This is a genomic window from Actinomadura latina NBRC 106108 (genome assembly GCF_001552195.1).
Lineage (GTDB): Bacteria > Actinomycetota > Actinomycetes > Streptosporangiales > Streptosporangiaceae > Spirillospora > Spirillospora latina.
The window spans coordinates 1-11,048 of the sequence record NZ_BCQS01000052.1 but is presented as its reverse complement, the minus strand read 5'-3'; the positions used below and the strand labels follow the sequence as shown (position 1 = coordinate 11,048).

The 11,048-nt window shown below is 68.6% G+C and carries 9 protein-coding genes, 2 tRNA genes and 1 CRISPR repeat array; of the genes, 8 read left to right on the top strand and 3 right to left on the bottom strand.

From position 1 onward, the window contains the following. The 7 genes from AL2_RS35535 to cas2e form a co-directional block, all read left to right on the top strand. Positions 1 to 1,032: type I-E CRISPR-associated protein Cse1/CasA (locus AL2_RS35535; protein WP_157438575.1), on the top strand; the 1,032-nt coding region annotated here is incomplete at its 5' end. Positions 1,033 to 1,064: 32 nt separating this feature from the next. After that, complete coding sequence (gene casB / locus AL2_RS35530; protein ID WP_067641662.1) at positions 1,065 to 1,703, top strand: type I-E CRISPR-associated protein Cse2/CasB; 639 nt, start codon at positions 1,065 to 1,067, stop codon at positions 1,701 to 1,703. Between the two features lie 45 nt (positions 1,704 to 1,748). Beyond that, positions 1,749 to 2,894: a type I-E CRISPR-associated protein Cas7/Cse4/CasC gene (gene cas7e / locus AL2_RS35525; protein WP_067641661.1), complete on the top strand. Its 1,146-nt coding sequence runs from the start codon at positions 1,749 to 1,751 to the stop codon at positions 2,892 to 2,894. Next, positions 2,882 to 3,691 (top strand): type I-E CRISPR-associated protein Cas5/CasD, encoded by an 810-nt coding sequence (gene cas5e, locus AL2_RS35520; protein ID WP_083947252.1) that lies wholly within the window; start codon positions 2,882 to 2,884, stop codon positions 3,689 to 3,691. The genes cas7e and cas5e overlap by 13 nt, the downstream gene beginning before the upstream one ends. A 7-nt stretch (positions 3,692 to 3,698) precedes the next feature. After that, the gene (gene cas6e / locus AL2_RS35515) at positions 3,699 to 4,460 is read left to right on the top strand and encodes a type I-E CRISPR-associated protein Cas6/Cse3/CasE (RefSeq protein WP_067641653.1); all 762 of its coding nucleotides are present in this window, start codon (positions 3,699 to 3,701) and stop codon (positions 4,458 to 4,460) included. After that, the gene (gene cas1e, locus AL2_RS35510) at positions 4,453 to 5,469 is read left to right on the top strand and encodes a type I-E CRISPR-associated endonuclease Cas1e (RefSeq protein WP_067641652.1); all 1,017 of its coding nucleotides are present in this window, start codon (positions 4,453 to 4,455) and stop codon (positions 5,467 to 5,469) included. Before cas6e ends, cas1e begins: the two co-directional genes overlap by 8 nt. Then, a complete protein-coding gene (gene cas2e / locus AL2_RS37050; RefSeq protein WP_083947251.1) occupies positions 5,466 to 5,777 on the top strand; it encodes a type I-E CRISPR-associated endoribonuclease Cas2e in 312 nt (103 codons plus the stop codon). Before cas1e ends, cas2e begins: the two co-directional genes overlap by 4 nt. Positions 5,778 to 5,795: 18 nt before the next feature. Then, positions 5,796 to 6,250: direct repeats of the CRISPR family, unit length 28 nt; unit sequence CTCGGCCCCGCGCCCGCGGGGATGGTCC. A gap of 258 nt (positions 6,251 to 6,508) precedes the next feature. On the opposite strand, the gene AL2_RS35505 is transcribed toward cas2e, so the two are convergent. Beyond that, positions 6,509 to 7,528, bottom strand: coding sequence for a hypothetical protein (locus AL2_RS35505; RefSeq protein ID WP_067641649.1), 1,020 nt, complete (start codon positions 7,526 to 7,528; stop codon positions 6,509 to 6,511). A gap of 329 nt (positions 7,529 to 7,857) precedes the next feature. Then, positions 7,858 to 7,928 (bottom strand) — tRNA-Gly (locus AL2_RS35500). Between the two features lie 145 nt (positions 7,929 to 8,073). Between AL2_RS35500 and AL2_RS35495 the strand changes: the two genes are divergently transcribed. Further along, positions 8,074 to 8,147: transfer RNA gene (locus AL2_RS35495), tRNA-Pro, on the top strand. A gap of 300 nt (positions 8,148 to 8,447) precedes the next feature. On the opposite strand, the gene alaS is transcribed toward AL2_RS35495, so the two are convergent. After that, the coding region (alaS, locus tag AL2_RS35490) for an alanine--tRNA ligase (RefSeq protein WP_067641648.1) at positions 8,448 to 11,048 on the bottom strand (2,601 nt) is incomplete at its 5' end.

Here is an 11,048-nt window from a genome sequence, read left to right as displayed (position 1 = left end):
GGTGTGGTGGTCCCGATCGGCCGGACGCTTTACGAGACCCTTCTGCTCAACATCCCGATCGGCGTGCAGGGGCGGCTCGGATCTCCGCAATGGAAGCGGTCCATCGGCCCCGCGTGGGAGAGCCGGACGGCACAAGGGCTGCTGGAGTTGTGGACGTGGCAGTCACGGCGCATCCGGCTCATCCCCGAACAGACCCTTGACGGTGTCCGCGTGACCAGCGTGATCGTCGCGGCTGGCGACCGGCTCTCAATGACGCCCGACTGGGAGCCGCACACAGCATGGCGCGCCGACAAACCCGCGAAGAAGACGGCGAAGTCAGCCAAGCCTGTGCCGCAGCGGCCACTGCGGCACACGCCGGGGAAAGCGGTCTGGCGGGGGATGAACGCCCTGCTCGCCGTGGAGGCCGAAGAAACCGCGGCGTTTCGCACCAGCGAGTTACTCGACCAGATCAGAGGACTGGAAGCCGACGAACTGATCGACGATCAGTACCCGCTGCGTGCGGAGACCTTCGGCATGGTCTACGGCAACCAGTCCGCAATCGTTGAGGACGTCCTGCACGACCTGACCCCCTTGCCGGTCGCCGCGCTGCGCACCGACACCGGCGTCCACACCGCGGTCCTAGAGGCCACCGAGCAGGCCGAGCAACTCGCGCAAGCCGTCAACCACCTCTCCGCCGACCTGCGCCGCGCCGGCGGCCTGGACCCCATCCCGTGGGACAAAGGACAACGGCCCGGCGAGCGGCTGCTGTACCTGCTGGATCCGGTGGTCCGGCGTCTGCTGCGCGGCCTGCAGAACGTCCAGGACCTCGAAACCGTCGACCGCGGCGTGCTGGCGTGGGAGCAGCAGGCCCGGCGGCTGGCGCTGCAGGTCGCCGACTCGGTGCACGCCACTGTCTCCGAAAGCGTGTTCGCCGGCCGCCAGACCAGAAAGCCCGACGGGACGACCGCGGCGGCCTACCCCCTGGGCATCGCCGTGCACGAATTCCAGCGGCGGCTCAACCACATCCTTCCCCGCACCGGCAACGAGGGTTAGACCACTTCCCCACCTGATCGCGAGGGGTACCGATGACTCAGCGCTACTGGAACCGCGTCGACACCAAAGGCGGCTGGCTCGCACGCGACCCGCGCACCGGCCGCCCACTCGGCCCCCCACCGGGGGAGGACCTGGCCGCGCTGCGCGCCGGGCTCGGCCGTGACGCCGGAGAGGTGCCGCGCGTGTGGCGGTTCTACACCTGTCCGATCGATGACCACCTTGCTCAGCGTGACCAGGTGTCGGTACAGCAGCGGGCCGAGCACGCTGCGCTGGCCCTGTACGGACTGCATCAGCAGTCCAAGAGCACCTCGATGCACGACCCGAAGGTGCCGCTGGGCCACGCCCTTCACCGGCTACGCGTCCATGGCCGGTTCAGCGCCCAAGCCGTGGACGCGCGCGTCAACGCGGCCGCCACCGCTACCAGCCCCACGGCGCTGCTGATGCGGCTGCGCGGCCTCATCGACCAACTCCGCGTCATCAATCAGCCGGTGGACTACGACGGGTTGATGCAACTGATCCATGACTGGCACTACGAGGACGGCCGCCGCCGTGCCCGCCGCCGCTGGGCCGTGCAGTACCAGGTCTGGGCCGAGCAAGACGACCAGGAGTCAGACGACGCCGAGGGGCCGACCGGCCGGACGGCCGATGAGGGGGCCGATCCCACCTCCTGACCGGTGCGAGCCACCTCGTCCACAGACATCTCTACGGGAGCCGCTATGTCCAAGCAGCAGTACGTCGAGTACCACATCGTGCAAACCGTCCCGCCGGCGAATCTGAACCGCGACGACCAGGGAAACCCGAAGGAGGCCTTCTTCGGCGGCGTCCGCCGTTCCCGGGTCTCCTCGCAGGCATGGAAGCGCGCGACCCGCATCGAGTTCGACCGGCACCTGCCCCAGGCCGACCAGTCGACCCGCACCAAGCAGATCGCCAAGCAGCTGTCCGGACGGCTCGGCACCCGCACCAGCCTGGAATCCGAGCAGGCCCAGCGGCTGGCCGGAGTGCTCCTGGAGCCCCTGGGCATCAAGGCCGGACGCAAGGCCGGCGACACCGCCTACCTGCTGTACTACGGCTACGGCCAACTCGACCGCATCGTCGACCTCGTCGCCGACCGCGCCACCGACCTCGCCGCCGCGTCCGATGACGACCTGACGGCCGCCGTCAAAGACCTGAAGATCGCCGACGAGCTCAAGACCAGCCACCCCATGGGGGTCGCACTGTTCGGACGCATGGTCGCCGACATCCCCTCCCTCAACGTCGATGCCGCCGCCCAGGTCGCCCACGCGCTGTCGACCCACCGCGTCGACCTGGAATCGGACTACTACACCGCAGTCGACGACGCCAACGAATCCGACGACACCGGCGCCGGAATGATCGGCAACATCGGCTTCAACTCCGCCACCCTCTACCGCTACGCCACCATCGGCGTGCACCAGCTGATCAGCAACATCGGCTCGACCAACGACGCCTTGGACGCCGTCCAGCGCTTCGGCCGGGCGTTCGCACTGTCCATGCCCACCGGCCACATCACCTCCTTCGCCCACCGCACCCGGCCCAGCCTGGTCGCCGTGGTCGTCCGCGACGACCACCCCGTCAACCTAGTCTCGGCCTTCGAACGGCCCATCCCGCCGACCGACCCCTCAGGCGCCGCCCACGGCATCGCCGCCGAGTCCGCGGGCCGCTTGGCCCGCGAGTACCTGCGCTCGGTCCAGCAATGGGGCGATCAACCCGTTCACGCGGCCGTCTCCCACGCCTTCGACGGCGATGCCGAAAACGACGTAGCCCGCGCCTTCGGCGGCAACCAGCCCTTCGACCAGATGCTGCAGGACCTGCACCAGGTCCTGACCCGGACATGGCAGAGCTGAGGGCCACCGCCATGGCAGACCAAGAGCGGGTCCTGGTGCTGCGCTTGGCCGGACCCATGCAGTCCTGGGGCGACCAGAGCCGCTTCAACCGGCGCGAGACTCGACCCGAACCCACCAAGTCGGGGATCCTCGGGCTGCTGGCCGCCGCGCAAGGCCGACGCCGTGAAGACCCTCCCGGCGACCTGCTTGACCTGGCCCTGGGCGTCCGCGTCGATCAGGCCGGGACGCTGCTGCGCGACTACCACACCGTCAGCGACTACCGCGGCCGCCCGCTTCCACAAGCAGCCGTGAACGCGAAAGGCGTACAGAAACCTACCTCACCGGTTAAGCACACACACGTCACCCAGCGCTACTACCTGCAAGACGCCGTGTTCGTCGTCGGTGTCGCCGGCAACGCCGCCCTCATTGACTCCCTGGCCGCCGCCGTCCGGCGCCCAGCCTTCCCGCTCGCGCTTGGACGGCGATCCTGCCCGCCGACCCAACCCATCATCCTCGAACTGCGCCCCGGCCCCATGGGCGACGCTCTGCGCGATCAGCCCTGGCAGGCCGGGCATGCGGCCCGCCGCGAGTTCCAACGCCGCCACGGCCGCCCTGCTCGTATCGACCTGCCGGTGACCGTCGAGACCCCCGACGGTGACGACGTCGTCCACGACGTGCCCCTGTCATTCTCCCTGCGCGACCGCCGCTTCACCAGCCGCCGTGTCGCCCACTCCTGGGTTTCGGCCCCCACCGGCTTCCCCGAACCCGACGCGCCCACCGGCGCAGGCCACGACCCCTTCGCGCTGCTGGGCTGGTGAACCGACCATGACTTATCTGTCCCGTATCCGCCTCAACCCACTGCGACAGCAGTCCCGTGAGCTGCTGTCAAACCCGCAGGCCATGCACAGCCACGTCTGCGCCGCCGTCCCCGCACCCCCCGACACCGAACGCCCGCTGTGGCGGCTGGACACCGACAATCCCCACCGCCCCCACCTGATCGCCCTCACCCGTTCGAAACCCGACTGGAACCACGTGGTCGAAGCCGCCGGATGGCCCAACGCCAACGATGGCGAACACTACGTCACTGCCGACTACACCCCACTCCTGGCCCAACTGGCCGTCGGCCGCGAGTTCACCTTCCGGCTCACCGCCAACCCCGTCCAGAACATGCCACGCCCACCCGAAGCCAACGGAACCTCCGGCCCCGACCACGCGCCGCGGAAGCGCCGCACATCTATCCGCACCGGCCATCGCACCGCCGCACACCAACTCAACTGGCTGCTGAAACGGACAGCCGGATACGGATTCCAGATCCCCGCCGCCCGCACGGACCCCGGCCTACCGCTCCTCCCCGTTGAGGAGTCCACGCCCGCACCCGACGTACGGATCATCCACCGCGACCGCCTCGCCTTCACCAAACGCAACCGGCGGCACGTCGTCCTGCACGTCGCAACATTTCAAGGACGTCTCCAGGTCACCGACACCGACCTGCTCACTCGCGCCCTGCTCGGCGGCGTCGGACCAGCAAAAGCCTACGGCTGCGGCCTGCTCACCCTCGCGCCGCCACCAGGGACACCGAATGCCTGACATCTGGTGGAAAGCCCACCCACACGACCTGCACCGCCTCCAGGACCGCGTCTCCAGCGTCTACGTCGAACGCAGCCATGTTGACCGCGACGAAAACGCCGTCGTGGTCATCAACAAACGCGAAACCGTCCGCATCCCCGCAGCCCTGGTCGCCGTCCTCCTGCTCGGCCCCGGCACCCGTATCACCCACGGCGCCGTCAACCTCCTCGGAGACTCCGGCACCGCCATATGCTGGGTCGGCCAGCAAGGCGTCCGCCTCTACGCCACCGGGCTCGGCCCCGCCCGCGGCGCCGGCCTACTTCAGCGGCAGGCCTACCTGGTCACCAGACCCAAGGAACGGCTCAACGTCGCCCGCGCCATGTACGCCATGCGCTTCCCTGGCGAGGACGTCTCCACCGCGACCATGCAACAACTCCGCGGACGTGAAGGCACCCGCATCCGCAAGCTCTACCAAACCCACGCCCAACGCACCGGCGTCACCTGGAACCGCCGAGAGTACAGAGCCGGCGACGCTCACGCCGCCGGCGACGACCTCAACCGGCTGCTCTCAGCCGCCAACGCCGCCCTCTACGGAATCTGCCACGCCGTCATCGTCGGCCTCGGTGCCAGCCCCGGCCTCGGCTTCGTCCACACCGGATCTGCGATCTCCTTCGTCCTGGACATCGCCGACCTCTATAAGGCCGACTACGCCATCCCCCTCGCCTTCGACCTGGCAGCCCAAGGACTCACCGACGAACGTGACGCCCGAACCGGTCTCCGCGACCTCATCGCCGAAAACCGCCTCCTGGGACGCATCGTCCACGACGTCAAAACACTTCTCGCCCCCGACGAAGCCACCCGGCTCCCCATCGACGAGGACGTCAACCAACTCTGGGACGAACACGCCGGAGCAGTCTCCGGCGGCGTGAACTGGTCCGGAAGCGAAGACCTCATCCAACCAGGGATGGGCGACGAGCACCTCGCGATCATCGGCCCCGAATTCGAACCACCCAACGAAGCCACCACATGACAACCGTCATCGTCCTCATTGCCGCCCCCGAAGGACTCCGCGGCCACCTCACCCGCTGGATGATCGAAGTACATGCCGGAGTATTCGTAGGCAACCCCAGCCGCCGCATCCGCGACCGCATCTGGGACCTGCTCGCCACCCGCATCGGTGACGGCCAAGCCATCCTGGTCGAACCAGCCACCAACGAACAGGGCTGGTCCATCCGCACGGCAGGCAAGGATCGGTGGAAGCCCGTCGACTTCGACGGCCTCATCCTCTCCGCCCGCCGTCGAAACCAACTAAACGAAAACCCGCCCCCTTCAAGATAACGCTGCAGGTCAACAAGCCTCGGCCCCGCGCCCGCGGGGATGGTCCTGACGCGCGTCAGCACCGGCAGCGGCTACCGGGCTCGGCCCCGCGCCCGCGGGGATGGTCCCTGCGCCATCGTGCGCCGCACCTCGGCACAGGCCTCGGCCCCGCGCCCGCGGGGATGGTCCCCCTTCTGACGCGCGGCGCCGGCGCGGTGGCCGCTCGGCCCCGCGCCCGCGGGGATGGTCCCTCGATGCTGTACGGCGCCGCCTGGCGCGCGGCCTCGGCCCCGCGCCCGCGGGGATGGTCCGCCGTCGACCAGATCGCCGACGAGCACCGCGGCCTCGGCCCCGCGCCCGCGGGGATGGTCCGTGCACCGGTCCGCCGCCACAGTCGAGTACCTGCTCGGCCCCGCGCCCGCGGGGATGGTCCCAACGCCGTCACCGTCACCGCGCCCTCCTCGCCCTCGGCCCCGCGCCCGCGGGGATGGTCTGTCCGCCGTGCGGGCGTTGACCGTGTACGAGGTCTCGGCCCCGCGCCGGGATGGTCCGCGGTCCGGAGGTCCGCTCCATGACGGCGGCGGCTCGGCCCCGCGCCCGCGGGATGGTCCCACCCCCGGCCGACCGCCGCGACGACCCCGCCTCGGCCCCGCGCCCGCGGGGATGGTTCCGCCTCCGCCTGCACGCCGGTCGGGTGCTCGGCCTCGGACCATCTCGGGCCGGACCGTGAAAGCACTTCTGGTGAAACGGGCTCAGGTGAGCCGGTCGCGGTTGGTGTTGGCTTCCATGCGTATGGCGTTGACGAACTCGTCGTCTTCGGGGGTGTCTTCCTGGTAGATGAGCCAGCAGCCACGGATGCCGTCGAGGATGTCTTCGAGGAGGTCGTGCGCGGGACGTTTGGGGTCGAGCGGTGTAATGCGGAGTTCTTTGAGCAGGGCGTTGCGGAGTCGTGGGTCATGGTGCTGGTCGGCGAGTTCCTCGGCTTGGGTGACGCGTTCGAGGAGCGTTTCGAGGTCGGGGATCTCGCCTTCGGCGACGGTCATGGCGCCGCGGATCAGGCCGGTTACCGCCTCGTATGGGCTGAGGCCGAGTTCGAGTTGTTGCAGCACGATGGTCGGGGTCTCGTGTGCGAGAGCCTCGATGTTGTCTGCCTCTTTGATGATTTGTGTTGGGGCGACGGCGGCGGCCACGGGCTCGATCTCTGAGAATAGGTCTGGGCTGCCGAATGGGTTTTGGGCGAGGATCTTGTCGGCGGCTTGGACCTGGACGGGGGATGCGTCGGCGCGGGTGAAAGCCAGAGCTTGGGAGGCACGGCCTGTCAGGTTGCCGAGTTCTGCCTGTTCGATCGCGGCGATCTCGGCCTGGACTTCGGTGTTGATTCGTTTGTTCAGGTCGGGATTCTTGAGGTCGTGCAGGGCGCGGCCGACCTGGTGGGCGCTCTCTTCGACTGGGTTGTAGGAAGTCACCAGCATGCCGTCGGAGGGCAGGTTCGGGTGAGTTAGAGCCTTCGCCACTGTCGTGAATGCTTTGCGGTCTTCTTCGCGTTGCCAGCCTTCGGTGTTCGCCTCGTGCTCGTCCGCCGCGGAGGCCGGGTGGGTGTAGGTGCGCCAGGCCTGGGCGGAAAACCAGGTCAGAGTTTGAGCGAGATGCTGGATTGCGCCGGCGGGGGTGTCACGCGGGAGTTCGGCGCAGGTGGAGGCGACGTGGCCCGAACCGGTCTCCCAGAAGGCGATGAGCGCGTGGCGGTCCTCGTCGAAGGCGTACGTGGTCACAGTTCCCCCTGCGTCCTTTGACGGCCTCTTCCACGATGCCAGGGCTCGGGACGGAGGGTGGCGAGGTTGATCCTTCTCGTCGCCGCCCGTGCCCGCTGCTCGGCGGCGGGCCGGGGCCCCCCGAGCGTGGACGATCTGTCGGTGATGTCCAGTCCACTGAGGGTGGGGCGATGTCCAATCGGCGGGCCGGAGGAGTGCTCTGCAGTGCCGGTCCGGACGGCGGGATCCACCATGATCACGTAAAGGTGCAGTGATAGAAACAGTGATAGAAAATCTTGGAGTCGCTCCAAGATCGCCGTCATATGGCCTCTGACCTGCGGGAACGTCCGAGCGGGCGACGGGAATCGAACCCGCGTAGCCAGTTTGGAAGACTGGGGCTCTACCATTGAGCTACGCCCGCGAGCGGATGGAGGGCCCCGGGTGGGCCTCGATCGCCATCCCGTAGCGTACAGGGTTCCCGGGGTGGGCGGGTCGCGGGTTCTGCGCAGCGGACGGGGACTGATCGGGACTAGACTTCTCCCGTCATCGCGGTCCGCGGTGGTGTGCGGGCTGTAGCGCAGTTTGGTAGCGCACTGGCTTTGGGTGCCAGGGGTCGTGGGTTCAAATCCCGCCAGCCCGACTGTGACGGCCGGGTGCGCCGTGTCGGGCGCGCCCGGCCGTCGTCGTCTCATTCCGGGACCTTTGCGGCCGACCTTCGGGTGCCGGGACCGGGTTGTTCTTTGCCCGGTGCCTTCCTGCCGGTGGCCCCGCGAGCGCCGGTGCCGGAGTGTCGAACATGACCGTGGTAGGCCCCGCTCGTAGCTCCAGGCCACGTGCGCATATGGCCTGCCGTGGTTGCCGCGCAGTGGATCCAGTCAGAGCAGACAGTTTCGGAAGGTGATCCTGGCAATCCGCCCATGCTCGCTGGAGATGCGACAGCTCAGTGCGGTGTGAGGAGAGTGCGGGCTTCGGCTGCTGCTTTGGCGATCGCGGTCGGCAGGTTTTCGGGGTGGCGGCCGCCCGCGTTGGCGATCGGGCCCTTGCCGCCTGCGCCGCCCCCCACCTCTTGGGCGGCGTGGGTCAGGAGGTCGCGGGCCTGCGCGCTCGTGTCGGCGCCTACTGCCGCTACCAGCGCCGCCTTGCCGTTGTGCTCGGTGCCCAGGATGACGATGCCGCGCGGGTCGAGGATGCTGGTTGCGATGGTGCGCAGGTCTGTACTGGTCAGGTCGGGGACGGTCTGTGCAACCAGCCAGCCGTTCGGCAGTTGTTCGGCTTGGGTGGCCAGGTGCTGGGCTTGCTTCTGCAGGTCTGCTTGGTGGAGTGCTTCTAGGTGGCGTTGGGTTTCTGCCAGGGTTTGCAGGCGTTGGCGCAGGCGGTCCGGGGCCTGATCGGGGTGGACGTTCAGGAGGGTCGCCAGTTCGTTCAGGATGTGGAGTTGGTGGTCGTAGTGGCGTAGCGCGTCGGTGCCGGTGAGGGCTTCGATCCGGCGCAGGCCCGTGCCGATGGACGATTCGCCGACGATGTGGACGGGGCCCGCCTGTGAGCCGTGGCCCACGTGGGTGCCGCCGCAAAGTTCGCGTGATGCTTCGCCGATGTCCACGATGCGGACGGTGTCGTTGTACTTCTCACCGAACAGCGCCAGCGCGCCCGCCTTCTCCGCCTCCGTTCGGGTCGCCTCCCAGATGCGCACTTCGGGGTCGTCGAGCAGGTAGTCGTTGACGAGGGTTTGGAGCGGTGTCGTTTCGATGGGCGACGTGTGCGTGAAGTCGAAGCGCAGGCGGCCCGGCTCGACGCGGGAGCCGCGTTGGGTCGCATGGTCGCCCAGTAGGCGGCGCAGCATCGCGTGCAGGACGTGGGTGGCGCTGTGCGAGCGCGCGGTCGCCGAGCGGTGGGACGCGTCGACCAGCGCTTCCGCTTCGGCGCCTACGGTCAGTTCGCCGTCCTGTACGCGGACGGTGTGCACGTGCAGGCCGTCCAGGCCCAGGCGGGTGTCCAGAACCTGCGCCTTGGCGGTGGGGGTGTGCAGCTCGCCCCGGTCGCCGACCTGGCCGCCCGACTCCGCGTAGAACGGGGTGCGGGAGAGGACTACGTCGACCTCGTCGCCCGGGGGCGCGGTTCGGGTTCCGCCGTGCGGAGTGAGGAGCGCTAGGACGGTTGTTTCGGCTGTTTGCGAGGAGTAGCCGACGAAGTCGGTGAGGCCGTGTTCGGAGGTGATCCGGCGGTAGAGCTCCTGGCGGGCTAGCGCGCCGCCCTTCTTGTCCTGGCTTGCACGGTGTGCCTGGCGGCGTTGCGCGTCGAGGAGTTCCGCGAACGCGTCCTCGTCGACGGTGAGGCCGGCCGAGCGCGCCGCGTCGATGGTCAGGTCGATGGGGAAGCCGTAAGTGTCGTGCAGTTCGAACGCGGTGCGGCCGGAGATGGCCGAGGTCGCGCGGGTGATCGCCGTGTCGAGGAGCCGGGAGCCCTGGCGGAGCGTCCGCTCGAAGCCCTCTTCTTCGGCGGTGACGACCTGGTGGATGAGGGCGCGGTGCTCGGTCAGCTCCGGCCATGTTCCGCCGAGGGTGCCGATCACGCTGGACGTCAGGCCCGGGAGGGACGGGCCGATGCCGAGGCGGCGCGCGTGCCGGATCGCGCGGCGCATCAGCCGGCGCAGGACGTAGCCGCGGCCATCGCGGGACGGCATGACCCCGTCGGCGATGAGGAAGGCGATCGAGCGGGCGTGTTCGGTGATGATGCGGAATGAGGCCGAGTCGTCGCTTCCGTCGCGGCCCGGATAGGGGCGGCCCGCCAATTCTTGGACGAGTTGCAAGGTGAGGGAGAGGAGGTCGGTTTCGCAGACGGTGTCCACGCCCTGCAAGATCGTCGCGAGACGGTCGAGGCCGAGTCCGGTGTCGATGTTACGTGCAGGTAGTTCGCCCAGGATCGGGTAGTCGTCCTTCCCCGTGCCTTCGCCTCGGAGGTTCTGCATGAAGACGAGGTTCCAGAGTTCCTGGTAGCGCTCGCCGTCGACGGCGGGGCCGCCTTCGCGCCCGAAGGACGGGCCGCGGTCGTAGTGCAGTTCGGAGGACGGGCCGCATGGGCCCGGCACGCCCATCGACCAGTAATTGTCCTCCATGCCGAGCCGCTGGATCCGCTCGGAGGGGACGCCGACGCGCTGCCACGTGCGTTCCGCTTCGTCGTCGTCCAGGTACACGGTGACCCATAGGCGTTCCGGGTCGAGGTTGTAGTGGCGGGTGAACAGTTCCCACGCCCAGGCGATCACCTCGTCCTTGAAGTAGTCGCCGAAGGAGAAGTTGCCGAGCATTTCGAAGAACGTCGCGTGCCTGGTGGTGCGGCCCACGTTCTCGATGTCGGAGGTACGCGCGCACTTCTGCACGGACACCGCCCGGGGGTGCTCCGGTTCGGTTTCGCCTAGGAAGTACGGCTTGAACTGGTTCATGCCCGCATTCGTCAGCAGAAGCGTCGGATCGGACGGGACGAGCGGGCTGGACGGCACGACGCGATGGTCGCGTTCGCGGAAGAAGTCCAGAAAGGTCGAGCGAAT